This is a genomic window from Klebsiella sp. KP20-425-1 (genome assembly GCF_025813515.1).
GTDB lineage: Bacteria > Pseudomonadota > Gammaproteobacteria > Enterobacterales > Enterobacteriaceae > Klebsiella > Klebsiella pneumoniae.
Genome location: NZ_CP109614.1, coordinates 657,785 through 680,751, shown reverse-complemented (window position 1 = coordinate 680,751; position 22,967 = coordinate 657,785). Strand labels below are relative to the sequence as shown.

Genomic DNA, 22,967 nt, shown 5'->3' with positions numbered 1-22,967 from the left:
GTGAGCATTATTTTCAATCGTGGTGGAAAGGGTGACGAGTCATCCCCGCTGTAACAGGGACAGTACAACAGGAATGACCGTCACAGGTCAGGCAACACGACTCCAGCACATCAGTAGTGTGTGGGCTTCAACCACGCTGAACGATTTTCCCTCGCCAAGGTCGGCTGTTTTGCCGCTGGTCGAATGTTTGTGCGGCGGGATCGTGACGCTATGCTGATGGTCTTCTGCATAGTCGGTATAGTTCCATCCCGTATATTTCTGGTTATCCGTTCCGTGGGTGGCGTCCTGCCAGGTATCCCCCGGAGCCCCGTCCCCTGCCCTGTGCCGGTGCCTTCCATTTCCGGATGTCGTCAGCTCCTGTTGCTCCTGTTCGCTGGTTTCGCCGGTCACATCGATTTGTACGGCGGGCAGGTTTGCGCGCAGTAATGTAACGGTATCGCTGCCGCCGGTATTCCCTACGTTTGAGCCGTCAGCTTTTGCCACCCGGATTGTTTTATTTTCACCGGTGTAAATCCATTGCGACCACGGCCAGCGCTCATTAGGGTTGAGGTTCTGGTTAAAAAAGCGGGTGGTGCCTGGTGGATTATCTTCCTCCCAGGCATCACGTACCGCTGTTTTAACAGCCTCCGTAATTGCCTGCTGTATGTTGATATCAAGCTCGTTAATGATTTTATCGGCGTAGTCCTTAGCTTCATTCTTTGCTCGATCGACCTCACCCAGAGAGGCAATCACAACCGCCGGATCCGTCATTAACCGCACATCAGCGGTATTGTTAACCGCTATCCACAGATTGACGGCCTGCTGCCTGCCTGAGCCTTCCGCCAGAAGAGGCTTATACGACGGCGGCAAACTGGCTAACGCCAGGCATACCCCGTCATCATCATAAAGCGCGGCCTCTCGCAGCCAGAACCCGCCGACCTGGGGAAACATCACCATCTCAGCACGGATCACGTTTGCACCACTGTCGGCAATGACCAGGCGGTTAAGCGGGGCACGATAAAGCTCATTAACCAGCCCCGTTTGCTCCGCATAGGGTTGATATGGCGTGCCTCCGCCATCTCCCACCCCCATATGGGAGAAGCCGACAGGCTCCCCCGATATCGCCGCCGCTGCCATTTTTGCTTCTCCGGCAGGCGTCAGAATCGCAATATATTTTTTCCCTGCCATAGAATCACCTCTTAAATGCTGATGCCACGGCGGGCGTAGTAGGCCTGGAAGTAATCGTAAATTGACTTTATTTCCGTATCAGATAATGCGCGGTCAAAAATCAATGCTGCGCCGATATCCGATGCCCCCGGAACCTCACTGCTAATACCTCGACCAATCCTGTATTTCAGTTCAGGGTTTACAATGGTTTCAAACGCAGCCGTCGGGATATTCTCCCCGCTCAGCTTGTCGGTCATGCTCGCGACATTAATTTTTTTACCCGTGTCCCGGCCATAGATAAACGCAGGCTCTCCGGCTGTCACATTTAATGTGGCATAACAATTCAGCACTGTATTGGCATTAGTTTCTGTATTTTTATAATGCGAATAAAATGTCAGCCTTGCCGTTCCCTTATCAATAACCAGACTGCGACCAGCGTCACCTGTACCATTATAAGAAGAAATAAAAAATTGTCGCAGTGTGGGATTTACTTTCTTCACAACAGCAATCAGCGTCGTTTCCTTCGCCGTTGGCACTCCCGTATCAATAAAGTTATTAAGATCGAAAGTGGCAAAATGATTGCTTACTACAGGCGAGCCAGACACGACCGCATCCGCGCCACCTGCTGCAAAGTTTTTCGACAGATTCCCGCGCCCGTAAATACCTGCATATAAAAGACCATCTGTGTTAAACGGTGGATTCCATCCATCCGGGTTTGCAATGATATTAGACGGCACGTTAGATTTGATGACCATAACCATGTTATTTACTCTCCGTAAGGAATCGAAAGACAGAATTGCACTGATGCGTTATTTAACGGGTATGGTTTACCTACCAGCTCCGGTATATTTTCGGCCTCATACTGGCCCGTCCCCGCTTCGAAAATGAAATTTTCCAGCGAGTTAAATTTGTCGCTATCAAAAACGTTGCCGTTTCCTTCATGGGTAGTTTTATCGCCATACCACAACTTTGCATTGCCGGTGATATCCCGGCCAGCTGTGATTTTAATAATCGTATCCGCCACAATTTCAACGGCGGCGATAGCTACGGTTCCGGCACTGTCGGTCACACGAAAACCTTTATCGACATACATCGTGGCAACGTTTTTCACGTATGACGGCCTGAACGTCAGCGGCGGTGACGGCACGTGATAAAACACGTAAATCTCACGCCCAATATTGATAATTCTAATCGGCCCCAGCGGCTCCCAGCCTTGCCCCTCGTTTAATACCTGGTGCATCACTTTGGCGAATTGCATATCCATCCAGCGATAGCCATTCGGCCCCAGATGCCCTCCTTTATCCGGGAAGGGATACGCAGGCGTGACAAGGTAAGCGTTATCATGTTCGCGACAAAATTCCCACTGCGCCATCCCGATAGATAAATCAGCATCATCACGGGTATAACCGGCCCCGGTCTGGTACATGAAAATAGCTGGCGGCGCTTTCTGTCCGGCGATGCCGACAGCCATATCGGCTACCATATCGTTATAGAGTTTTTCGAGATTCGCCTTATAAGTCGCTTTGTCGTTAGAGCCATCCCTTTTCTGGTAATTCCACTCCCCCTGAATCCAGATGATTGCCCCGATGGAATAAGACACGCCTTCCTTATCAGCCAGGGCTTTCACCTGCTGAACAGCCTGAAGCGGACGCTGATATAGTTCAGGCGTCGCACCTTTGGAAAGCTGCTCAATACTGCGACCGTTTACGCCGGTGCTGGACAGAACAAATCGACGCGACGGGTCGCGCTCCAGACAATTTCGCTGTAACCAGAGACGACGCAGACCGTTTGCAATAGCTACCCCTCCCTCGCCCTCATTAGGTGAACCTGCCGGCAGGGCTGCAACCTGTTCATTGCTTATCATCGCGTTTCCGGTGCCGTTCTGAACGACAGCACGCAACGGTTTTAATACTGCATCTCCCAAAGGCGCAAACGCCGGGTCTGTTCTGCTGGCTGGTCGGATCGAATCGCCCAGCATCAGGTTATCAAAACCCTTTACAGGGGTTTGACTCAGAGCGGGCCATCCCTCCTGTTGCGTTCCGAGACTCTGGCTGTAAATCAGCAGATGAATCAAACCGGTAACAAGACGCTGCACCGCGGCGTTATAGCGACTGCGAACATTCTGCGAATACGCCTTGTTTTGCGCATCAGCAGCAGTCAGATTAAGGCTTTCAACAGGGGTATCTTTAACCCCGATTAGCTCGCCATCCCTATCCGTCAGCGCTTTGAAAAAACCTTCCTCATCCTCAAGATTCAGCCAACCCATACCACCGGCTTTCGTAGTGAACTCACCATCACCACTCAGCGCATGAGGCGCCGCTTTCCCTGACTGGTCAGCTACGTCAGAATAAAACCCGTCGATATCTTCCAGACGCAACCAGGCGCTGTCCGTGGTTTCAGTATGAAATTTTCCGCCACCATTCAGCGTTCCCGGACGTTGCCCGATACCATCTGGCCCGACAATATTTACGCTAAATCCTTCCGGGTCACGATAAATCAACCCTGGCTCGCCATCCTCATGCGACATCGCCATGTCTTTAACATATAAACCATCAGGCGCGACCATGCAGTTAATGGCCCCGAACGCCCCACTTGCCATCACGCGAAAAAATGAGAACCAGTCATCATCAACAAAATCCAACATCACATCGCCATCATGACGTGACTGGAAAAAGTTATTTTTAATTTCTTGCAGCATTTTATCGCTGGGTAACTTTTTCCCGGTTGGCGTGGCGATGCCATTAATATTTTTATATTCATCCAGCCAGTAATCGGCATCATCAGTACGCACCGTAAAGATAGCATCAGGCTTAATCAGCCCCTTATCAACATCAGCCTGTGCGCCTGCCGCATTGTTGTAAGGTTTTTCGCCAACGGAATAACCTTCCAGCGTCTGCATTAAAAGCAAAGTGCGGTTTGCCAGTTCCTGCGCCTGAATATTAGCCGCACCGCCGCGACCACCCTCGACTTTATCTGCGCGGGTAATTAGAGGAACGTCGCCCCATTTAGGTGTTTCAATAATACTGGTCATATTATTTCCCGGAGTAATGATAATTCCCGTCATAATTAACGGCTGCGTCATAATAAATACTGTCATCCGGCTCATACCCCGGCGGATACACCGTTATAATTTCCCCGTCGACCACTGCCGCGCCTATATGAGCCATGCCGTACACGCTTGCCGATAGTGTGAGTTGTGATATATGTCGACTCACCGGCTTTGCATCGCCGATAATTCGTTCTAACTCTTTAATCATCGTCTCAGTAATGCCGATATCGTTGAGGTCAATCTCAAGGCGGAATGTCCCGGCAGGATCGGCCACCTTCCACCATTCCTGGAGCGTCATGCTGTAGCCCAGCGTTTCAATCACACGCCGAACGGCGGCAACGGTACCTTTGCGTTGGTGGATCCAGAAAGCATCACTAACAGCCTGGCGTTTCTCTGTTTCCGACCATGTTTCTTCCCAGCGGTCGACAGAAAACGCCCAGGCCAGATAGGGCAGGAATTTCACCGGGCATTTCCACGGATTCCATAAATCGCGCAGCGATACGGGTAAATCGCTGATAGAGGCGCATGCTGCGGCGGCTCGCTGTTCCAGCAGAGATGACCCGGGCGCCATTAGAGAATTATTCATCCGATCCCCCGATAATGACGCGGGCGTCGGTGCAATAAGCCGCCTGCGTTTTATCCAGCACCACATCGGCCAGCGGTTCGCGCAGCTCGACGCGCTGAACCCCCTGCACATGCAACGCGGCGTAAATCGCCGACATTCGGATGTCACGACCAAGGCGGCGCTGCTCCGTAATATAGGCAGTTAACTGCGCTTTTGCGGCGGCAAGAATCGGCTCGGTCGCTGGTCCGGGGTAAACATACAGCACTGCGTCGATCGCATAATTGACGATTTCAGCCGAGACGACTGTCAGGCGGTCAGCGACCGGTCGTACACTCTCATCATTTAGCGCGGTACTGACGGCCAGCAATAAATCATCCGACGCCGTGCCGTCACCTTCCCGCGATAGTACCGCGATAGTGACCTCAGCTGGAGCCGGGCTATTAGCCGAAGCATCCGCGACACGTCCGTCGGCACTCAGGGCGTGAAATTCATAGGCACCGGTTGGCCCAGCAACACTCATACCCTCAAATGCCGCCGGTACGCGCTGACGTAAATCACTGTCAGATTCCATGACCGCCGCCACCGGCGGGATTTGGGTCTCGTCTCCGGGGGTGATGACCAGGCGTTCAACGTTATTATTTGCCGCGAGCTGGTCGAGGTCGTTTTTGATGGCATAGGCCACCATCCCGGCTTTCGCCGCCTCGTTAATGCGCTGGCGTAAAATCACCTCACGATAGGCATTCTCTTCGAGATATTTCACCAGTGGCTCAGACTCCAGCGTTAATGTCCTGGCGACCGCTTCCTGCTCATCTTCCGGGTACAGTGAAATCAGCGTCGCTTTGCGCTCGGCGAGGATGGTTTCAAAATCCAGTGTTTCCACCACATCAGGCGCGGGGAGCTGGCTCAGGTCGATAACTGCCATAGGTTCAACTCACAGGGATGGTTAAGGAAAGGCTCTCACCGGTATCGGTGATTTGGCCGGTCACGTCGACGACCATCTGCCCGTTAAACTGCCGCGCTGTGGTGATGCTGGTCAGCCTGACGCGCGGCTCCCACTTCAGGATCGCCATGTAGCACGCGGCCATAATTTGCAGCTCAAGTGCCGGTGTCTGAGGCTGGTCAATCATCTGCGACAACAGCGAGCCGTATTCACGACGCATGACGCGGGAGCCGACGGGCGTGCGCAGAATATCCCCGATGCTCTGACTGATATGGTCAACGTCTGAAATGCTTTCACCGGTCGTGCGATTCATGCCGAGATAACGCGCCGTCATTGGGTGCCCTCCGTCCATTCATCGCCGCGCCTGATGCCGCCGTGGCCGTGTTTATCCACCTGCACACCGTTGGAAGTGAAAGCGCCGCCGCTGTGCTCGATATCACCTGACATCTTGCCGCCTTGCTTCACCTCCAGCGTGCCGGTCGTCAGCTTGTTGGTGCAGACCACCTCCGGTGTATCGAGGGTGACGCGGGTCTCGGCTTTTACCAGCACCACCGGCACGCTGACGGCAACCGAATCGGATGCGGTCACATCGGCGGTTTTAATGCCGGTGACGGTCAGCGCGCCGGTTTCCGGCTCATAACTCATAACGGCACCGTCGGGAAATTCAACGTGCCAGGCATCAGCAGAGGCCGACGGCGCGGGGTTGTCGTCGGAATAAATACCCGGCAGCACAAAAGCGGTATCGAGCTCACCGCCCACGGCCAGAATCATCACCTGCTCACCAATGGAGGGAGCCCACCAGGTGCGCGAGCGCCCGGCCCGATGCGTCAGCCACTGGAGCCAGTCGGTATAAATGCCGCCGGTCTGCACGCGACAGCGCCCGGCGTCGAGGTCAGTTTCGACGACGATTCCGGTGCGGATCATGTTGCGTATCGCGCGGGCGAGTTCCTGGATAGATGCGAGAGTATTCATAGGGGAAAGGATGCCGCCGGGGTGTTCCGGCGGCAATCTGCGGGCGTTTTGCCCTGGCTGGCACAACGTTATATGTATCAGCCCGGAATTGACCTGACACATCCATGGCACAGAGCCAGACCTAATCTTATGAGCCGCTCTGTGCCAAAGCAGACGTTCATTGCGGTAATGGTGTTAAGAAAAGCAATTTTTTTGATAAAATTGAGAAAACAAAGAGCTGGATAAATATTTTTTCATCAAAAACAATTTAGCCTCAGGATGATATTGCTGTGCTGATCACTATGCTTTAATTATTGAAATGTTTTTAACAATGCCACCCCTAAGGATGGCATTAATTAAAAATCAAACGTCACCAAACAGCTCTCGATAATTTGAACAGTATGATCCAGGAATAAAAAGCATAGGTTCCATATGATTATAGGCACCCATACTATCACTTATTCCGAATTGGGAGCCAAAAAAGAAATCAGGCTCAAGTGATTTTCTAACCTCTACAGAGAAAAGATTTAAAGCATGAGCTAAGTTATAATGCAGCCGAAACAACTCTCTTCTCCAGTGTTCGTAGGTGTTATATTTTTCATGATATTTATCTTGATCCATTCTGACTCTCTTCCAACTCATATCCATTTTCCAAAAGCCATTTATGTTACTTGCAAAATTCATATTAGTTATATGTTCGCAAAGGCAATGTGCATGGTTAGCAAGTTCAATCATTGAGAAGTCAAGATTGGGAAGTCGGCCTGGCATTTGGGTTGCCAGAACGGCCTGGCAAGCCTCATAAAATCCATCAACAACTTCAGTTTGCATAGAGTTAGCGATAAGATTCTCGCTGATATTATTCCAGTCCTGAAGATACATCCTTTTTGTAATACGCTCTATAAGGTAGCGCTCTGTTGAGAACTGAATACGATTCGATCGCCCACAAATATAATTCTTCTGTTCATCACTCAGAGTTATAAAAAAACCCTCAAGGGCCGTAGCACCAATCACCATGGCTTTATTTAGTTTGTATTCACTTTTTATTTCGGAGATTGCATTATTAAGGTGCGGTGGTATCCCCTTATATTTATCATTAACAACGTAATAAAACTCCCTGACTGTGGAAATGGCATTCCAATATTCATAAAGCTTTTTGAAATCACCCTTCATTTTATCTAGCGATTTCTTTTCATTACTAAGCAAATCCTCTGGGGCGTATACCTGGTAATAAACACCGACACCACATACCCATCCATCATTACCTCTGTCACCTATATTGCCATGAGGTTTCACTCTTTCGAACCCAGGAATATAATACGACATAACCTTTGAAAACAAATTTTCATATTCTATCCCATCGCTTTCATGAACTTTAAGTTTAAAACTCTGGATGAATCCCTCTGGCATAATCAGACCCCTGATGCAAATTTACATTCATGAAAAAATAAGTGAAGATTTGGAATTAAACACACTCTCCATTTATTTTTCTTTTTACCTTCAGCATAGCTTAAGATATGCCTAACTTTGATACTATATACTCACTAAGCAGTTATGGGGAGCTGATTTTCTGTGACAGTCTATACAATAAATGGTGCTGCTTAAGCTGATGAGAATCTAGATATCAACCTGAGCTACAGAGTGTCGTTAACGTCCATTACTCGCTGTGAGTTCAACGGGTCGATACAACGCTATCCTTAATCAAGGGGGGGTCGTTGCCAGTAAAAACTGTATCAGCTCAATCAACGAGGTAGTCGATAATGACGCTTTCCACAAGCTGCCGGTCATCGTCTATAAAGCCCAGGAGCTGGCGCTGTGGATACTCGACGGCGGCGCTTTTGGGGAATGGCTTGTCCTTTAATCCGAGCTGATGCACACGGGCGATGCGCTGCACTTTACCGGTAAACTCCACCACCGCAGCGCTGTCGTTACCGCTCGCTTTCATATAACGGTTGGTTCGCAGTTTCGCGAACATCTCGCGCTTAATCCGGCCTTTCTTTGCCCTGACGGGCTGGCGCTTACGCGGGGCAAATGGCGAACCGTCCGGCGCTTTCTGCGACTTAATGCGCTGCTGTTGCCGCTGGCGCAGTTTCTTCGCAATGTCGGCGGTCATCTGGCGACGCCCGGCGGGAGAAAGGGCCGATATCAACCCGGCGAGCTTGTCCTCAAAGGGTTTGAAGTCATTCATCCCATTTACTCACCAGTTCGCCATTACTCCACATCTCAACAAGGCGCGTCACCGGCTCCGGCGGTGGCGGCTCCGGGATGTTCTCAACGTACATTGCGCCGTCGGCCTCTTTGACCAGGGTGCGCTCGGTCAGCAACAGGCTGATGCTGACATCAAGGCTGCTGTCGTTATTAATGTCAGCGTACCAGGCAAATCCTTTTTTTCTCCCCTCGTCGGTTGTCATGATGTCCGGCTGATTGACTCGCAGCCAGGCCATAATCGGCACAAACAGCAGGTCAATATCGTCGGTAAAATCCGTGACCACGATGTTAAGCGTGTACCGCTTTTCAAACGACAGGGAGCGCGCCAGCGTCGCCGTATTGTTGCCATCGTCCAGGCGAAGGCAAAGCATATCGGGGTTAGTACGCAGTACCGGCACCGCATCAGTTAAGGCTTTTCGCAGACTGTTGGGCTTTTGCATCGATTTCATCCTGGCATTGTTTAACCGTATCGACCTGGATTGCGCAACTTTTCAGGGCGTTTTCGAGCTGGCGTATATCCGCACTCAGGTCGCCATTAGTTAGCGGGTCGCTGCCCGGCATCGGGCAGGGGCTGACCTTCGGGCAGGCGTTGTAAACAATCACCGGCGGCGGCGTTGGTGCAGGCGGTGCGCTGGTGCAACCGGCGCACCGCATCAGGTAAATCAGCGCGATACCAGCGGCGAAACGCTTCATTTTCATTGAGTAACCTCGTGATAGTTTGTTCACGCCGGAAGGCCAGCAGGTTAGCCGTGGTGAGTTTGTCCCGCATGGCAACCTGCGCCAGCTCTATGCGCTGCGACTGCTCTGCGGCAACGTTGAGCTGATTTTTCAGCATGATGATGGTGGTTTTCTGCGTACCGGCGACCCGGTTCGCACGTTCAAATGAGACCCGCAAATTGCTGTTATCGTGTCGCATCCACAGCAGACCCGCACCGGCCAGCGCCAGCAGGATAATGACTATTTTCATGCGGATACGCCTCCGGCCTTGCGCCACATTGCGACCAGCTTGTCGAGGCTGTGCTCACGCTGACCGTATCCAGCACCCGGCAATGAAGCCCAGATATTGCAACAACGGGAAATGGCGCGCTCGATGCGCCCTTGCTGCAAGTCTTCCAGCGCGCGGCGCTCACGAATCAGCTGAATGGCGAGCCTGTCCTGTGATGCCGGGCTGAAATCCGGCAATGCAAGCTGCTTTTTGTAATGCGGCCAGAACAGGTAAAGCTGCTGGTAACGCCCGGATGCCGTGGATTTTTCCCCGCGACGATTGAAGACCTTCGCCGGGCGCCCACCGGCGAACGGGTGATCGCGATAATCGGTAAAAATCTCCGGCTTGCCATCGATACCCGTGACGATAACGTCGTAACCGTTGTTTCGGGTCAGCGGATGCGTTGCTGTCCCTTCCGAAAATGCCAGCGTGTCGAGGAATGCCGCAACGTTGGGATGTGTCTTAATGACTGCCATCGCTTTCCCCTTTTTTAATCTTGCGCTGGATAGCAAGCTCTACCGCCTGATAACCGGCGATACCCAGCATGGAGCCAAATCCGCACACGGCCGCAGTTGGCAGGTCTGGAAACTGTACCAGGGCAACCCCGGCCACCATCGAAACAAAGCCACCCAGCAACGTGCGACCAATAAAAAGACGTGCGGTGATCGGTTCACCACCGGCCAGCACTTTACCTACGACAATCAGCGCGCCGATGATAAAAAGCGAAATGACGCTTTTTTCCCCTTCCGTCATGTGGTTACTCCCAGAGGTTTATGGTTTCTGTTACGGGGGATGACTTCACATCAGGTAGCTCGATCACAGTGCCATGAGGCAATACTGCGCCGAGCTCGGCTAACCCCGGATTTGCGGCGAGCACCGACTCGAAGACCCCCTCAGTGCGCCCGTAATACCGGGCGCAAATCATGTCGAGCGTGTCGCCCTGTTGCGCGATGGCCTGCATCAGATTTGGCTCACGATGCAGCGGGGTTTGTCCTGGACGCGTGATACGGCCCAGCGCATGTCCCGCCACAGCTCGTCGACAGTGGTATCGATGCTGTCAGCTTTCTTGTCACCTTTTGCGCTGGCATCCACACCGCGATAACGCTCATAGAGCGTGGCGGTCGCCATTGAGGTGACGGCGCGCAGGTAATAGAAAACGCGCACGCTTTCGCCGTCGAGATCGTCAGCCGGTACGTCGGCCAGCTTGCTAAAACCCCCGGCAATCTGCTGTTCCCGCCACAAAAACAGCTCGGCATTGGTTTCGGCGATGCCGGTTTTGATGGCCTCACGCAGCCGGGCCGGGGCGACGGTCTGCTCAAGGCGCATCCCTTCACGCACGCGTTTCGGGTCGATGTCAGGAAAGAAAAACGTATTTTTTATCACCGGCTCATCGCTGGCAGGCGGCGGGATGACCACCACGCCACCCGGCTGCGGCTCATCGTTCTTTTTAATAATCAGCGTCGTCATGACTACCTCTGAATAGGTGGGCGGTGGACGCCGGTCTCAGGTCGGGTAAAACACCCTCATCGACCGGCGTGCCGCCCTGGCGCGGGGCGCATTCTGTTAACCGGCGGTCTTTTTCGGTCGGCCACGTTTAGCCGGTGCCGTGGTTTTCACGGCGCGCGGCGTGCTTACCGGGGCTTTAACGACTGTTGCCGGTCTGGGCTTCAGCTCTCGCTCAAGCCGTTCAATGTCTTTTTTGACGCCTGCCTGACAATCGAGCTGCATCGCGCGTTTGAGGTGGGCCAGCGCGTCGGCGGGCTGTTTGTTATCCCGCAACACCTGGCCGGTGATTTTGTGCAACTTTGCGCGCACTTCATCAGGCATATCGGCGGCGGCGGTCAGCGCCAGCGTGTCGAGCAGCTGGCTGATGACGACCGGTTCACCGGCGGCATGGGCGCGCATGGCGGCGAGTGCCACCTCTTCGGTAAACATGTACTGCGGCGGGCGGCGGTGTTTGCCTGGCATGGTCAGACCGTACTTAAAGGCGTAGCGGGCAATATCCATCGCGCCGCCGATATCGCCGACATCAAGACGCCACAGCATGACGGTCATCACGATGTCATCCTGCGCACCTTTGCCCTGTTCCAGCACGCCACTGACCCACGGCAGATAGAACGGCAGCAGCTCGCGCTTTTTCGTGGCTTTCAGCTCTTTACCAAAGATGGCTTTTAACGTGCGTTGGTCTGCGGCCAGCTTAACCAGCATCTGCTCGTAGGCAGTGGCATGCCGCAGCGGGTTGTTTTCCCGCTGCGCGGTTTCAATGGCCGAGACCCGCATCATGTGACGCTGTGCGGGGCTCGTCATCGGTTAGCCCTCCGGTTGCGCGGCAGAGAAATCGCCCAGCTTGATATTTTCAATGAAGCACCCGGCGGCGTAGGTTTCGACCACGTAATCGATGTTCATCGATTCGTAGTTTTCCACCTGGTCGAGTTTCGGGTTTTCGATGATGGAGCGGCGGTGACTTTCATCCATGAAATAGATGGACAGGTTATCGAGACGCGTCACCATAATCGCGTTCGCCGGGAAGTACGGCACACGGACGGCGGGCAGGTTGCCGATGCGTTTCTGGCTGATGATGATGTCAGCCGCGAGCGCTTCGCTGTTCGGCTGGTCTTTGTTGACGATCGGGAAATATTTATCGGCCAGCAGCTTACGACCCACAATCGCTACAAGTTCGGCATCTTCCTGATAAATCTCGTCAATCAGGTTGTCTGTTGCATCCATGACCAGCGCATCGAGGTTAACGTAATCGCCGTTTTTACCCACACGGATCACAGCGGAAACAACATTCCCTTCTTCGTCGACAATTTTGCTCATCACGCGGGTCGGCGCTTCATTACGGTATTTCTGCAGCCAGCCGACGGCGACATCCTGCAACATCGGATGAGTGGCGCGGTCAGAGGTTTCGGCGCGCTCAACGCCGTTGAACCCGGCCATGATGAAATCGAGCGCCTGCCGCTGGATGATGGCATCACGAATACGGCGCTGGAAGTCTTGGAATCGCGCCCACAAATCCAGCTTTTTATATTTGAAGTGAAAGTCGAAGTTGACCTGATCGCATTCGTACTTGTTGGACTCCAGCGCGGTAAAGTCGGCGGTTTTACGCTCCTTGCCGCTGTTGGTGTCCGTGGTGCTGGCGATGGTGCCATTGACGCCGACGCCAATTTTTTCACCCTTCAGCTCATCCACCGGCACGATATTAATTTTCTGCAAAAAGGCCGAGGACATCTGCACGGTGTTCATCATGGTTTGCGTGACGGACGGCTCGACGGAGAATTTTTTACTCACGTCGTCCGGGTCTATGCCGTTCAGCTCAGCAACGCGGGACATGTAGGCATTGAATTTAAAACGGGTTTCCTGACGCATAGTCTTTCCTGTTTGGTTAAATCTGGTTGTCTGACCGGGCAAGCCTGTCGCCCGGCGATAAATTCATGACCGTTTAGCAGTCGGTCAGCAGCTCATCGCCACCGCCACCGGTGGAGAGCTTGCGGCGTGGCTGCGCGGTGCTTTCGGTGTTATCCAGCGACGTTTTTAACTGGCTGAATGCCTGGCTGGTCTGGTCGGCCTTCGTGGTGACGTCCTGTTTCAGCGTCGCAAAGGCATTTTCCAGCGTGGCAAGACGCTGCTCAGTGGCGGTTAGGTTTTCCTGCACATGTTCACTGACGGCCGTCACGGCTTCATGCACATCCTGAAAACGGGCGTCATCGCTGGCCTGTTTGCGGCTGAAGATCGCTTTCACTTTGTCACTCAGGGCGGTAAAGACATTTTCCGCCTGGTCTTCAAACTCCAGCTCGGCGAGGGTGGCGACGGAAATCAGGTTGCCCGGCTCGGCTTTGAAGCGGTTGAGGGGGTTAAATTTGGCACCCCGGCAAAATTCGAGGTATTCGGTGCCAAGGCTGGCCGGGTCATCGGTCACGGCGAGGCCGACCAGGTAGCATTTACCGCTATTGGCGAAATTCGGCTGAATTTCCATTGAGGTGTAGACCTTCTGCAATTTTTTATTCATTGCGATCAGGTCATCGGTCGGGGTGATTTTGGCGAACAGCGCCAGCTTGCCTTTCAGTACCGAATCGTCGTCAATCTTTTCAGACTTCAGCTCAACCACATCGCCGTAACGGCTGAACGGGCCATCCGGCAGGATGCCTTTCAGGTGTTCGAGGTTAATGCGGCAACCATAGACGCGGGGGTCAAAGGTCTCAGCCATTTCCTGAATATCCGTCGCGCTGATAACGCGGCCGTCACAGGTATCGCCTTCGACGCCGATGCGAAACCATTTTGAAACTTTTTTTGCCATTGTCAGGAGTCCTGATATCGGGTTAACGGGTCGGGGTTAGTTTCCCGACGTCGCCGCCCACCCGCTATCAATCCCGGATGGCTTATCCCTCACACAACAGCACCTTAGCGATTCGCATCACCCGTTTCTTTAGCCTTGCCCTGTATCAATCACGGCGAGGCATCCATGACCATCACCACCGACACCACTTTATTAAACGACCCGCGACGCCAGGCGGCTTTACTGTACTGGCAGGGGTTTTCCGTGCCGCAGATTGCCGAAATGTTGCAGACCAAACGCCCGACGGTGCAGAGCTGGAAACAGCGCGACCAGTGGGAGGAAACCGCACCGCTGAACCGGGTCGAAAGCACCTTAGAGGCCCGGCTGATTCAGCTCTACGCAAAGCCCAACCTGACACCCCACGATTTCAAGGTGGCGGATTTTCTGGCCCGACAGATGGAGCGCTTTGCGCGCATTAATCGCTATGGCCAGACCGGAAATGAGGTTGACCTTAATCCCAATGTGGCCAACCGCAACAAAGGCGACCGCAAAAAGCCGACAAAGAACTTTTTCAGCGACGAGGCTATCGAGAAACTGGAAGAGATTTTTTTCGCGGAGTCTTTCGAGTATCAGCTCCGCTGGCACCGCGCCGGGCTTGAGCACCGTATTCGCGACATTCTGAAATCGCGCCAGATTGGGGCGACGTTCTACTTTTCCCGCGAGGCGCTGCTGCATGCGCTGAAAACCGGCCATAACCAGATTTTCCTGTCAGCGAGTAAGACGCAGGCGTATGTATTCCGCGAGTACATCATTCAGTTTGCCCGCCGGGTCGATGTCGACCTGACCGGTGACCCGATTGTCATAGGCAACAACGGCGCTAAGCTGATTTTTCTCGGCACCAACTCAAACACCGCGCAGAGCCACAACGGCGACCTTTATGTCGACGAAATTTTCTGGATCCCCAACTTCCAGAAACTACGCAAAGTGTCGTCGGGCATGGCCTCACAAAGCCACCTGCGCAGCACCTACTTTTCGACACCTTCCACCCTGGCACACGGCGCTTACCCGTTCTGGTCGGGGGAATTATTCAACCGGGGCCGCGCCAGCGCCAGCGAGCGGGTTGACATCGATATCAGTCATGACGCGCTCGCCGCTGGCGTGGCGTGTCCTGACGGTCAGTGGCGGCAGATTGTCACCATTGAGGATGCGCTCGCCGGGGGCTGTACGCTGTTCAATCTGGAGCAACTCAAGCGCGAAAACAGCGTCGACGACTTCCGCAATCTGTTTATGTGCGAGTTCGTTGACGACAAAGCGTCGGTGTTCCCGTTCGAGGATTTGCAACGCTGCATGGTCGACAGTCTGGAAGAGTGGGAAGACTTTGCGCCGTTCGCCGACAACCCGTTCGGCTCCCGCCCGGTCTGGGTCGGATACGACCCGTCGCACAGCGGCGACAGCGCCGGGTGTGTGGTGCTCGCGCCGCCGGTTGTCGCCGGGGGCAAGTTTCGCATTCTGGAGCGCCATCAGTGGAAAGGCATGGACTTTGCGACGCAGGCCGAATCCATCCGCCAGCTCACCGAGAAATACAACGTCGAGTACATCGGTATCGATGCGACCGGCCTCGGTATTGGCGTCTTCCAGCTGGTTCGCTCGTTTTATCCCGCCGCCCGCGATATCCGCTACACGCCGGAAATGAAAACCGCAATGGTGCTGAAAGCAAAGGACGTTATCCGCCGTGGCTGTCTCGAATATGACGTCAGCGCCACCGACATCACCACCTCGTTTATGGCTATCCGCAAGACCATGACCAGCAGCGGGCGCAGCGCCACCTATGAGGCCAGCCGCACCGAGGAAGCCAGTCACGCGGACGTCGCCTGGGCGACCATGCACGCGCTGTTAAACGAACCGCTGACCGCTGGCAGCGGCCAGGCCACATCGTCCATTCTGGAGTTCAACTGATGAGTAAATACAAAGGCCGCAAGCCGCAGCCACAACAGCGCCCGCGCAACATGAAAGACAGCGCGCCCCAGAAAGTGGAGGCGTTTACCTTTGGTGAACCGAGCGCCGTGCTCGACCGCCGCGATATTCTGGATTACGTGGAATGCGTCAATAATGGTCGCTGGTTCGAGCCACCGGTCAGCTTTAACGGGCTGGCAAAAAGCCTGCGTGCCGCCGTTCATCACAGCTCGCCGATTTACGTTAAGCGCAACATTCTGGCCTCAACGTTTATTCCGCACCCGCTACTGTCACAACAGGACTTCAGCCGCTTCGCGCTTGATTTTCTGGTGTTTGGCAACGCGTTTTTAGAGCTCCGAAAGAGTGTCACCGGTCACCCGCTGAAGCTGGAAGCGTCACCGGCGAAATACACGCGGCGTGGTATTGAGGATGATGTCTACTGGTGGGTGCCGTCATTTGACCAGCCGCACCCGTTCGCGCCGGGATCCGTATTCCACCTGCTGGAGCCAGACATCAACCAAGAGCTGTACGGCATGCCGGAATATCTCAGCGCGCTAAACTCCGCCTGGCTGAATGAAGCGGCGACGCTGTTCCGTCGCAAGTATTACCAGAACGGAGCTCATGCAGGTTACATCATGTATGTGACGGACGCCGCGCAAAGCGGTACCGATGTTGAGGCGTTGCGCGATGCGATGCGCAGTTCGAAGGGGCTCGGCAACTTCAAAAATCTGTTTTTCTACGCACCGCACGGAAAACCGGACGGCATAAAAATTGTGCCGCTTAGTGAGGTGGCAACGAAAGACGATTTCTTCAATATCAAAAAAGTCAGCGCCGCCGACCTGCTCGACGCTCACCGCATCCCGTTCCAACTGATGGGCGGCAAGCCGGAAAACGTCGGCTCGCTCGGTGACATCGAAAAGGTGGCAAAAGTGTTTGTTCGTAACGAGCTCATCCCGTTACAGGACAGAATGCGAGAGGTCAACGAGTGGGTCGGTCAGGAGGTGATCCGGTTCAAAAGTTACACCCTCGACACCGAAAGTGACTGATTTCCGCCGCCTCCGGGCGGCTTTTTCTTACCCCCACGCCTGACCGCCTCAAAAGCCCGCCACGCCCTCGAACGCCTCCGCATCTCCCACCGACACCCTCGCGAATCCGCGCGGCGCAGCGACGCGCTCAGGTTGCGAAAATAAATGCGCAAAAGTACGCTGGCGCGCAGTGCTTTCCCCGCCTCGCCTGCCCGCTTCGTGGGTAGGAATTAATGCAACTGCAACAGGTCATCGGATCCGCGCCAGCTCTGGCGGCGATCGTCACAAAAATGGAGTAAACACGCATGCAGAATGATGCACTTAATGCATGCACGACTAAGAAACGGAAAAATCGCGGGGAAATGGCATAAAAAAACCGGCATTCAGGTTGCCGGTTAGGGGCGCTTCTGTGAAGTTACTGGCCGCGTAATGTGCCAATGATACTGTTGAGACACACGCTGGTAACAATCAGCAGAAAAACAGTTGTCCACGGATTTTCATAAATGAGAGGTAACATATTGATAAAGATCCTTTTATTTTTGCATTCTGATGTGATTCAGTAGGTCTTTAATGACCTTGCCTAGCTCTTCGCTGCTTGCCTGTTCGACCAGCTTAGCGGTATAGCTGTCGACCTCTCGTGAACTAAGGTCATTGTTCTGCGCCAGACAGGTAATGTGCTTCGACCAGCGCTTAACCCACTTATCCTCACTAGAAATGGAATTTTGCATGTCTAAAAACCTCGATTTATTTAACCAACAGACGGCGGAAATCTTTGCGGTGCTATGGGATAACTTTCCCGTTCCGCAAGTCATCACCTACGAAAAATTTAACGCAGCACTACCCGATGACTACTTTAACCAACTTAACTCACCGGAAATGAAAGCAATAAATCAATTGCGTAGTGTGGTTGAAGGTACATTCACTTTTCTTGGTGAAAATGGATACATCCAGTATGAAACCGACCATCAAACGTATTTTATGGATGTGCGTCTGACCGAGAAAGCTCTCGCCGTGCTCAACAAAAAGCCTGAGGCGCTTGGCGGTAATGAAACGATGGGCGATAAGATTATCAGTGCGGTGAAGGATGGAACCCCAGGAGTCATTGCAGGTGCGGTGACGAATTTGCTGACACTCGGTGTTAATCTGGTAACAAGCTAACGCCTCGCAGGACTCGTTGTTCAACCCGGCCAGCACTGAAACCGTTTTCAGTGCTGGCCGGGTTATCATAATGAGTTATCCATACCGAACCTAACTCATCAATTTTTTAATTGACGTACACCCACTGCATTCAATATTTTAATTTGCGGTATTAAACTTTAAAGTGAGGACTTTCGATTTATACCGTTGTTCAATAACTCCCATTGAATGCAAACGACCAAAGAGTGTTTTTGCAATCGATGTTTCTTTAGCACTTTCCACATCTTTAATTATTTTCCAATACTCAATATCTCTAGCCATTAGGCGATGTTGCTCATTTCTAACTTTCAAACAGTCACCTAATACAATAACTCCAGTTACCAACTTGGGTTGGTCTTTAGCATATAATCTTGTTTTATCAGGATGCATAGTATGCCCATGCTTGCAGATAACCTTACGAATCACAGCACAGAATAATCGATTTACGTTAGCGCCAGAAAAAGTCAGATCATCAACATAAACAGTCATGTTAACTGTTAATTTTTGGCAAAGCTCATACATTTCACTAAACATTCTAGAGTTTGCAAAGTAGGCCAAAGGCATACTAATCCGACTTCCTGTTGGCAACCGGTCATGACAGGTGCATATGTGCGACAAAATATCAGCAACGTCAGATGACGTTTTCATCACTGAAAAGAAAAATGAAAATATCATTACCCTTGTTGTTGAAGGGAAAAAGGCCTTAATATCAGTTGTCATCATCTTTTCATGGTTAAGATGAGCTTTAGCATTCGTTACATTAGAACACTTTTTTCTACCTGAATGCAGATATTCTGGTAACGCAATGCGCGATAATAAACTCGCAATTCGCGTATGCACTACATCTAATTTCTCTAAAGGCTTTTGTATTTTTCGTGGCTTGCCTTTTTTAGACAGCTGTTCAAAAACAGAGTAATTACCTTCGTCTTTTCTCAAAATAGATAAATCATTCACACTAACGCAAAGAAGTCCGGCAAGTTTTTTTTTGGTTTTGAGCTTATAAAATGGCGAATCCTTTACGTCATAAGATTTATTTTTAGTGGAGATCTTAAGCTTTTTCCGTTTTTTCATTTTTATTACTTACCCACTCTACGATATCCAGAACTTTACCTGCTAAATTTAAGCGTAAACTCTTAGACAAACGCCCTTGAGTACCTAATGATTCTGAAAAAAACACTAAGGAAGATACTGGTATGTCAAAATGAGATGCATAACGCTGTAAAACTTCAATCGACGGCGACCAAACTCCGCTTTCAAGTTCTACTATTTTTTCTTTTGGAATACCCAAAGATGTTGATAATTCAACTATTGATTCTTTATGGTATTGCCTTATTAAACGAAGGGCTTTATGTAACATAGGCAACTCCATGCTATTGAAACTAGGGAGGACGCATTACTCATCTCCCCCTTCAAAATAGTTTACTAATCGTGTGATTAAATCAAACAGTCGAATACCCCACTTGATCGCTTCCCACGCATAAGCAGCCCACTTTTTCCGGTTTGACTTGCTCTGCGCCTGCTGTTCGTTGGTTACTTTATCATTCTTCATGACTTTTTCCTTATGCCCACGGTGTGCAAACGGATGTTTGCTCAAGCACCATGGTTCGCCCTCATAAGGATGAGATTGAACAGCACTAGCCCCCTGCTCCACGAACCCTTGGTCGCCCAAAGGGTTCGAATACCCATACGCCATACCATCTGGACCTGCGATGACTCTTGCGAGCTGCGTCGCTTCGGTGCTCAGAGGCGTTGCGCGGGGTAAATGTTAGAAAGCATCTGCTTTCCACGGGTAATAAATACCCAATTGGTGGCGACTTATCTCACTAACTAACCAATGAACGCATCATAACAAGATATCCGCTTCGCTTAGGAGTGATGACTTATAACATTTTCTCATAATAGAATATTTAATATACAATTACATAATGAAAAATTTAATTACACTTTTTCGATGAGAAGCACCATGAGCACAATACATTAACGCCAGCTCTCATCCTCCCACACTTCCTGAAGGATACTATCAAGCGCCTCTCGGTCAGAATCTTTATCGAACCCCATCAGCTCGACACCGGTCATAGATCCCTTTTTAACCGTTACGCGCGTTGACGGGAAAACAGACTGTATTCGCTTGGTCAATTCGCATTGAAAAGCATCAATTACCGGCTGGCCTATTTTTTGGTCTTTATCTAACGTGATATTTACCTTCACCTTGCCCTCCTTTGCAAAAGTCTCATCGACAGGCAGAGCGGAAAAAACAACGGAAAAATTATTGTTTTTCATTAGGTTGCCTTTTGCTATTTCCGCAATCAAATTTAAGGCAATTTCTCGGTCTCGCTCCTGACAAGTACCTTCAGCCGTCAGACGCGCAATCATTTCGACACGCTCAATCATGACGAGCTCTCTCAACTCTCTATCCACACAACCTCCACCACGAGATACTGTATAAATAAACAGTATCACGTTTTGGCAAAAGGTGTGAAGAAAAAAATCACAGTTAAATACACTGTATGTACATGATATGGATGAATATTAGCGGTTACATTTTCGTTGCCAGTTCAGCTAAAGCCGCAACACGATTAAGGATTTTCCTAGCTCTAGCCTGATGCGATGGTGCTGCGGAAAATATTTCTCCTTTGGCCGTTACGCGTAGCCATTTGCCATCAAAACAACTTTTACCACCGGCCATCAGGTGCAGGGCTTCGCCCCGGCTGATTGTGATGCCGGTTGTCAGGTGTATCTCGTCGATAGTTTTCACTATAACTGCTGTTTGCTCGTCCGTTCCGTGAGTGAATTTTCGCCGTACTGCTGGCTTTTGCTTCCTGAGTCGGTTGGTCAGCTCTCGTCTTTCACGCCGACTCAGCGGTTTTGTTAAATCCAGTATCGGTGGATCGCTTTCGCTTCCCGTACAGTTATTGACAGAACTCCGAGAGGGCGCAGGAGCGCCTTTAACGTCAACGGCCAAATCAACGGCTCGCTTCGGCACAATTTTCCACTGCGTTAGTCGGGTTAAAATCGGGGTGTCAGAACCGACGGCGGAATCGTACACGCCACGAATGCAGACAGTTTCCTCGCCATACTGGTTAAACTCGGCCCGCGGTTCATACAGTGTGCGCACTTGTAAATCATCGCGCCGGACAAACGGGCCTCCCTGCGCATTAACGTAACCAGCCCAGTCACCGGCGTCAGCGGCATCATGAACGGCGGCAAACTCAACGCTTAAACCGTGCGCGGTCTCGGTATCAGCGAGACGACGTAACTCACGATATACCGTCACCGGCGCGCCACCGATAAACTGAAATTGACGAATGTGCCAGCGTGCCGCCCATGCTGATACGGCAGGAGCTGTATCTTTCAGCAGCCCACCGCTTTCGTCATCGGTTTCACCATCGAGAGCATAGCCATCGATATTTTTTGAAATGTATTTAGCAACATAGCCGGTAGCGCTGCCCTTTTCCGGGTCAATGGCCTCAGCATGAAAGCGCGCTTTTTTGGCTTTATCGCTTCTCAGTTCGTGGTGGTCTTCCTCCCACGCATAATCACGGATGATAATGCGTACGCGCTCGACGTCTTCCGGCAACATGAACATAAGCATGTGCCAGTGCGGCGTTCCGTCGTGATGAGGCTCGGCAACACGTATGCCGAAAATGCGGATTTCTTCCCGATGCAGCTTGGCGCGAATGCGCGCCCAAAGTCCGGTGAGATAACTCTGCGTGTCCGACGGGCTGGCTCCGTTCCATTTGCTGTTACGGTATCCCGCTTTAGTCGTGGCGTGATATTTAGACGGTGCAGTCAGGGTGTAAAACTCCCCGACATAACCGAGCTCATTACAGATATTTTCAAACCCACGGATGCGGGTCATCAGCTCACAGCGGCGTATAGCTGGATTAGCGACTGAGCCGTCGTATTTTTCAATCAGGCTGATGCGGTTGCCGTCTTCGTCTTCGAGATCCAGACCTTTGAGAAACTCACGCGTGCGGCGCTTCTGCTCGCGCCAGTCTGTCACGCAGTTTTTACTCGCGTAGGCGTGCTTTTTCTTGCTGACGTTGCCGACGGCAATGTGCAGATGTTCGCGCCATGCAGCCGCAATGCGTCGCAGACGACCACGCCACCACACATCGTTAAACATGCGGGTGATAGCTGGGGCTATTTCGTCCTCGCCGACATATTTCTTTGTCACCCGCTCCCAATGTGGCGGGGTAACATTGAATTGCAGGGAAATAATCCCAGCTTGCATATACCACGTGTACAGCGTTTTGAGTTCACTTAATCCGGTGTCATCAATGTCGGCCAGCTCTGACCGGATGAAATTAGCGATATCAGAGGCCAGTAAGTCAATATCGGCGCGGGACATGTCCGGGAGTCGGTTAAATCTGGCGACCATATTGACCATGCGTGATGCCAGATATTGCATAAGCTGGGTATCAAGATGACCGCCGAAAACAGCGGTTGATACATTGCTGTTGATGCCAACGCACTCGTATTTTTTTGCGACCAGTTCAAGACGCGGCAATGCCTTTTTACAAAAGCTGATTAAAAAGGCATTAGCTCGTTGACCGCCCTGATTTTGCTCAAGCACCGTAGCGGTTCGATAAACATCAAAACGCACACACTCAGGCTGGAGAGAAAGCACTTTTCTCGCATGCAGCAAAGCCGCGAACATACGGCCGCGGCGATGCTGTTGGTCATAGGTAAGATA

General features: G+C 51.8%; 28 protein-coding genes. 3 read left to right on the top strand and 25 right to left on the bottom strand.

Annotated features, from left to right (window positions below; genetic code table 11):
- Nucleotides 1-87: 87 nt before the first annotated feature.
- The 19 genes from OHJ17_RS03380 to OHJ17_RS03290 form a co-directional block, all read right to left on the bottom strand.
- A complete protein-coding gene (locus OHJ17_RS03380; protein ID WP_032433550.1) occupies nucleotides 88-1,167 on the bottom strand; it encodes a phage tail protein in 1,080 nt (359 codons plus the stop codon).
- Nucleotides 1,168-1,178: 11 nt separating this feature from the next.
- Nucleotides 1,179-1,907 carry a hypothetical protein gene (locus OHJ17_RS03375; RefSeq protein ID WP_032433551.1) on the bottom strand — a complete coding sequence of 243 codons (729 nt, stop codon included), beginning with the start codon at nucleotides 1,905-1,907 and terminating at the stop codon, nucleotides 1,179-1,181.
- Between the two features lie 5 nt (nucleotides 1,908-1,912).
- Nucleotides 1,913-4,243 (bottom strand): sialate O-acetylesterase, encoded by a 2,331-nt coding sequence (locus OHJ17_RS03370; RefSeq protein WP_125116968.1) that lies wholly within the window; start codon nucleotides 4,241-4,243, stop codon nucleotides 1,913-1,915.
- Nucleotides 4,179-4,766 (bottom strand): phage tail protein I, encoded by a 588-nt coding sequence (locus OHJ17_RS03365; RefSeq protein ID WP_076026137.1) that lies wholly within the window; start codon nucleotides 4,764-4,766, stop codon nucleotides 4,179-4,181. The genes OHJ17_RS03370 and OHJ17_RS03365 overlap by 65 nt, the downstream gene beginning before the upstream one ends.
- 7 nt (nucleotides 4,767-4,773) lie before the next feature.
- The gene (locus tag OHJ17_RS03360) at nucleotides 4,774-5,682 is read right to left on the bottom strand and encodes a baseplate assembly protein (protein WP_032433553.1); all 909 of its coding nucleotides are present in this window, start codon (nucleotides 5,680-5,682) and stop codon (nucleotides 4,774-4,776) included.
- Nucleotides 5,683-5,686: 4 nt separating this feature from the next.
- Nucleotides 5,687-6,034, bottom strand: a complete 348-nt coding sequence (locus tag OHJ17_RS03355; protein ID WP_014343405.1) for a GPW/gp25 family protein — start codon at nucleotides 6,032-6,034, stop codon at nucleotides 5,687-5,689.
- Entirely contained in the window at nucleotides 6,031-6,624 is a 594-nt protein-coding gene (locus OHJ17_RS03350; RefSeq protein ID WP_229297262.1) for a phage baseplate assembly protein V, read from the bottom strand. Before OHJ17_RS03350 ends, OHJ17_RS03355 begins: the two co-directional genes overlap by 4 nt.
- 390 nt (nucleotides 6,625-7,014) lie before the next feature.
- Nucleotides 7,015-8,058 (bottom strand): hypothetical protein, encoded by a 1,044-nt coding sequence (locus OHJ17_RS03345; RefSeq protein ID WP_045326985.1) that lies wholly within the window; start codon nucleotides 8,056-8,058, stop codon nucleotides 7,015-7,017.
- Between the two features lie 328 nt (nucleotides 8,059-8,386).
- Complete coding sequence (locus OHJ17_RS03340) at nucleotides 8,387-8,836, bottom strand: phage virion morphogenesis protein (RefSeq protein WP_032433555.1); 450 nt, start codon at nucleotides 8,834-8,836, stop codon at nucleotides 8,387-8,389.
- Nucleotides 8,829-9,296 carry a phage tail protein gene (locus OHJ17_RS03335; protein ID WP_032433558.1) on the bottom strand — a complete coding sequence of 156 codons (468 nt, stop codon included), beginning with the start codon at nucleotides 9,294-9,296 and terminating at the stop codon, nucleotides 8,829-8,831. Before OHJ17_RS03335 ends, OHJ17_RS03340 begins: the two co-directional genes overlap by 8 nt.
- A complete protein-coding gene (gene lysC, locus OHJ17_RS03330) occupies nucleotides 9,259-9,510 on the bottom strand; it encodes an Rz1-like lysis system protein LysC (RefSeq protein ID WP_142743271.1) in 252 nt (83 codons plus the stop codon). The genes OHJ17_RS03335 and lysC overlap by 38 nt, the downstream gene beginning before the upstream one ends.
- A complete protein-coding gene (gene lysB, locus OHJ17_RS03325; RefSeq protein WP_032433560.1) occupies nucleotides 9,392-9,823 on the bottom strand; it encodes an Rz-like lysis system protein LysB in 432 nt (143 codons plus the stop codon). Before lysB ends, lysC begins: the two co-directional genes overlap by 119 nt.
- Nucleotides 9,820-10,317, bottom strand: a complete 498-nt coding sequence (locus OHJ17_RS03320) for a glycoside hydrolase family 24 protein (RefSeq protein WP_032433563.1) — start codon at nucleotides 10,315-10,317, stop codon at nucleotides 9,820-9,822. Before OHJ17_RS03320 ends, lysB begins: the two co-directional genes overlap by 4 nt.
- On the bottom strand, nucleotides 10,304-10,594 hold the full coding sequence (locus OHJ17_RS03315) for a phage holin family protein (protein WP_032433564.1): 291 nt from the start codon (nucleotides 10,592-10,594) through the stop codon (nucleotides 10,304-10,306). Before OHJ17_RS03315 ends, OHJ17_RS03320 begins: the two co-directional genes overlap by 14 nt.
- Before the next feature lie 4 nt (nucleotides 10,595-10,598).
- Nucleotides 10,599-10,802: a tail protein X gene (locus OHJ17_RS03310; RefSeq protein WP_019725382.1), complete on the bottom strand. Its 204-nt coding sequence runs from the start codon at nucleotides 10,800-10,802 to the stop codon at nucleotides 10,599-10,601.
- Nucleotides 10,802-11,308, bottom strand: a complete 507-nt coding sequence (locus tag OHJ17_RS03305; RefSeq protein ID WP_009309691.1) for a head completion/stabilization protein — start codon at nucleotides 11,306-11,308, stop codon at nucleotides 10,802-10,804. Before OHJ17_RS03305 ends, OHJ17_RS03310 begins: the two co-directional genes overlap by 1 nt.
- Before the next feature lie 96 nt (nucleotides 11,309-11,404).
- Nucleotides 11,405-12,148: a phage terminase small subunit gene (locus tag OHJ17_RS03300; protein ID WP_032433565.1), complete on the bottom strand. Its 744-nt coding sequence runs from the start codon at nucleotides 12,146-12,148 to the stop codon at nucleotides 11,405-11,407.
- 3 nt (nucleotides 12,149-12,151) lie between these two features.
- Nucleotides 12,152-13,210, bottom strand: coding sequence for a phage major capsid protein, P2 family (locus tag OHJ17_RS03295; protein ID WP_025710540.1), 1,059 nt, complete (start codon nucleotides 13,208-13,210; stop codon nucleotides 12,152-12,154).
- Between the two features lie 73 nt (nucleotides 13,211-13,283).
- Nucleotides 13,284-14,138, bottom strand: coding sequence for a GPO family capsid scaffolding protein (locus OHJ17_RS03290; protein ID WP_032433566.1), 855 nt, complete (start codon nucleotides 14,136-14,138; stop codon nucleotides 13,284-13,286).
- A gap of 165 nt (nucleotides 14,139-14,303) precedes the next feature.
- Between OHJ17_RS03290 and OHJ17_RS03285 the strand changes: the two genes are divergently transcribed.
- Together OHJ17_RS03285 and OHJ17_RS03280 are read left to right on the top strand one after the other, a co-directional pair.
- A complete protein-coding gene (locus OHJ17_RS03285) occupies nucleotides 14,304-16,073 on the top strand; it encodes a terminase ATPase subunit family protein (protein WP_009309687.1) in 1,770 nt (589 codons plus the stop codon).
- Nucleotides 16,073-17,116 (top strand): phage portal protein, encoded by a 1,044-nt coding sequence (locus tag OHJ17_RS03280; RefSeq protein ID WP_032433567.1) that lies wholly within the window; start codon nucleotides 16,073-16,075, stop codon nucleotides 17,114-17,116. The genes OHJ17_RS03285 and OHJ17_RS03280 overlap by 1 nt, the downstream gene beginning before the upstream one ends.
- Before the next feature lie 512 nt (nucleotides 17,117-17,628).
- Here OHJ17_RS03280 and OHJ17_RS03275 read toward each other — a convergent pair.
- Nucleotides 17,629-17,823: a hypothetical protein gene (locus OHJ17_RS03275; protein ID WP_032433569.1), complete on the bottom strand. Its 195-nt coding sequence runs from the start codon at nucleotides 17,821-17,823 to the stop codon at nucleotides 17,629-17,631.
- Here OHJ17_RS03275 and OHJ17_RS03270 point away from each other — a divergent pair.
- Nucleotides 17,822-18,253: a hypothetical protein gene (locus OHJ17_RS03270; protein WP_032433571.1), complete on the top strand. Its 432-nt coding sequence runs from the start codon at nucleotides 17,822-17,824 to the stop codon at nucleotides 18,251-18,253. The genes OHJ17_RS03275 and OHJ17_RS03270 overlap by 2 nt on opposite strands.
- 138 nt (nucleotides 18,254-18,391) lie before the next feature.
- Here OHJ17_RS03270 and OHJ17_RS03265 read toward each other — a convergent pair whose 3' ends face one another.
- The 5 genes from OHJ17_RS03265 to OHJ17_RS03245 all read right to left on the bottom strand — a co-directional run bounded on the left by OHJ17_RS03265 (nucleotide 18,392) and on the right by OHJ17_RS03245 (nucleotide 22,877).
- Nucleotides 18,392-19,342: a reverse transcriptase family protein gene (locus OHJ17_RS03265; RefSeq protein WP_032433573.1), complete on the bottom strand. Its 951-nt coding sequence runs from the start codon at nucleotides 19,340-19,342 to the stop codon at nucleotides 18,392-18,394.
- Entirely contained in the window at nucleotides 19,320-19,628 is a 309-nt protein-coding gene (locus tag OHJ17_RS03260) for a helix-turn-helix domain-containing protein (RefSeq protein WP_071557792.1), read from the bottom strand. Before OHJ17_RS03260 ends, OHJ17_RS03265 begins: the two co-directional genes overlap by 23 nt.
- 36 nt (nucleotides 19,629-19,664) lie before the next feature.
- Nucleotides 19,665-19,820: a hypothetical protein gene (locus tag OHJ17_RS03255; protein ID WP_162897204.1), complete on the bottom strand. Its 156-nt coding sequence runs from the start codon at nucleotides 19,818-19,820 to the stop codon at nucleotides 19,665-19,667.
- Nucleotides 19,821-20,248: 428 nt separating this feature from the next.
- Nucleotides 20,249-20,689: a DinI family protein gene (locus OHJ17_RS03250; RefSeq protein ID WP_048292468.1), complete on the bottom strand. Its 441-nt coding sequence runs from the start codon at nucleotides 20,687-20,689 to the stop codon at nucleotides 20,249-20,251.
- A 118-nt stretch (nucleotides 20,690-20,807) separates the two neighbouring features.
- Nucleotides 20,808-22,877: a replication endonuclease gene (locus tag OHJ17_RS03245; protein WP_072198081.1), complete on the bottom strand. Its 2,070-nt coding sequence runs from the start codon at nucleotides 22,875-22,877 to the stop codon at nucleotides 20,808-20,810.
- Nucleotides 22,878-22,967 lie beyond the last annotated feature (90 nt).

Coding starts and splice junctions, on each gene's coding strand:
- OHJ17_RS03380 (WP_032433550.1), bottom strand. CDS start 1,167: ATGGCAGGGAAAAAATATATTGCGATTCTGACGCCTGCCGGAGAAGCA.
- OHJ17_RS03375 (WP_032433551.1), bottom strand. CDS start 1,907: ATGGTTATGGTCATCAAATCTAACGTGCCGTCTAATATCATTGCAAAC.
- OHJ17_RS03370 (WP_125116968.1), bottom strand. CDS start 4,243: ATGACAGTATTTATTATGACGCAGCCGTTAATTATGACGGGAATTATC.
- OHJ17_RS03365 (WP_076026137.1), bottom strand. CDS start 4,766: ATGGCGCCCGGGTCATCTCTGCTGGAACAGCGAGCCGCCGCAGCATGC.
- OHJ17_RS03360 (WP_032433553.1), bottom strand. CDS start 5,682: ATGGCAGTTATCGACCTGAGCCAGCTCCCCGCGCCTGATGTGGTGGAA.
- OHJ17_RS03355 (WP_014343405.1), bottom strand. CDS start 6,034: ATGACGGCGCGTTATCTCGGCATGAATCGCACGACCGGTGAAAGCATT.
- OHJ17_RS03350 (WP_229297262.1), bottom strand. CDS start 6,624: ATGATCCGCACCGGAATCGTCGTCGAAACTGACCTCGACGCCGGGCGC.
- OHJ17_RS03345 (WP_045326985.1), bottom strand. CDS start 8,058: ATGCCAGAGGGATTCATCCAGAGTTTTAAACTTAAAGTTCATGAAAGC.
- OHJ17_RS03340 (WP_032433555.1), bottom strand. CDS start 8,836: ATGAATGACTTCAAACCCTTTGAGGACAAGCTCGCCGGGTTGATATCG.
- OHJ17_RS03335 (WP_032433558.1), bottom strand. CDS start 9,296: ATGCAAAAGCCCAACAGTCTGCGAAAAGCCTTAACTGATGCGGTGCCG.
- lysC (WP_142743271.1), bottom strand. CDS start 9,510: ATGCGGTGCGCCGGTTGCACCAGCGCACCGCCTGCACCAACGCCGCCG.
- lysB (WP_032433560.1), bottom strand. CDS start 9,823: ATGAAAATAGTCATTATCCTGCTGGCGCTGGCCGGTGCGGGTCTGCTG.
- OHJ17_RS03320 (WP_032433563.1), bottom strand. CDS start 10,317: ATGGCAGTCATTAAGACACATCCCAACGTTGCGGCATTCCTCGACACG.
- OHJ17_RS03315 (WP_032433564.1), bottom strand. CDS start 10,594: ATGACGGAAGGGGAAAAAAGCGTCATTTCGCTTTTTATCATCGGCGCG.
- OHJ17_RS03310 (WP_019725382.1), bottom strand. CDS start 10,802: ATGCAGGCCATCGCGCAACAGGGCGACACGCTCGACATGATTTGCGCC.
- OHJ17_RS03305 (WP_009309691.1), bottom strand. CDS start 11,308: ATGACGACGCTGATTATTAAAAAGAACGATGAGCCGCAGCCGGGTGGC.
- OHJ17_RS03300 (WP_032433565.1), bottom strand. CDS start 12,148: ATGACGAGCCCCGCACAGCGTCACATGATGCGGGTCTCGGCCATTGAA.
- OHJ17_RS03295 (WP_025710540.1), bottom strand. CDS start 13,210: ATGCGTCAGGAAACCCGTTTTAAATTCAATGCCTACATGTCCCGCGTT.
- OHJ17_RS03290 (WP_032433566.1), bottom strand. CDS start 14,138: ATGGCAAAAAAAGTTTCAAAATGGTTTCGCATCGGCGTCGAAGGCGAT.
- OHJ17_RS03285 (WP_009309687.1), top strand. CDS start 14,304: ATGACCATCACCACCGACACCACTTTATTAAACGACCCGCGACGCCAG.
- OHJ17_RS03280 (WP_032433567.1), top strand. CDS start 16,073: ATGAGTAAATACAAAGGCCGCAAGCCGCAGCCACAACAGCGCCCGCGC.
- OHJ17_RS03270 (WP_032433571.1), top strand. CDS start 17,822: ATGTCTAAAAACCTCGATTTATTTAACCAACAGACGGCGGAAATCTTT.
- OHJ17_RS03275 (WP_032433569.1), bottom strand. CDS start 17,823: ATGCAAAATTCCATTTCTAGTGAGGATAAGTGGGTTAAGCGCTGGTCG.
- OHJ17_RS03265 (WP_032433573.1), bottom strand. CDS start 19,342: ATGAAAAAACGGAAAAAGCTTAAGATCTCCACTAAAAATAAATCTTAT.
- OHJ17_RS03260 (WP_071557792.1), bottom strand. CDS start 19,628: ATGTTACATAAAGCCCTTCGTTTAATAAGGCAATACCATAAAGAATCA.
- OHJ17_RS03255 (WP_162897204.1), bottom strand. CDS start 19,820: ATGAAGAATGATAAAGTAACCAACGAACAGCAGGCGCAGAGCAAGTCA.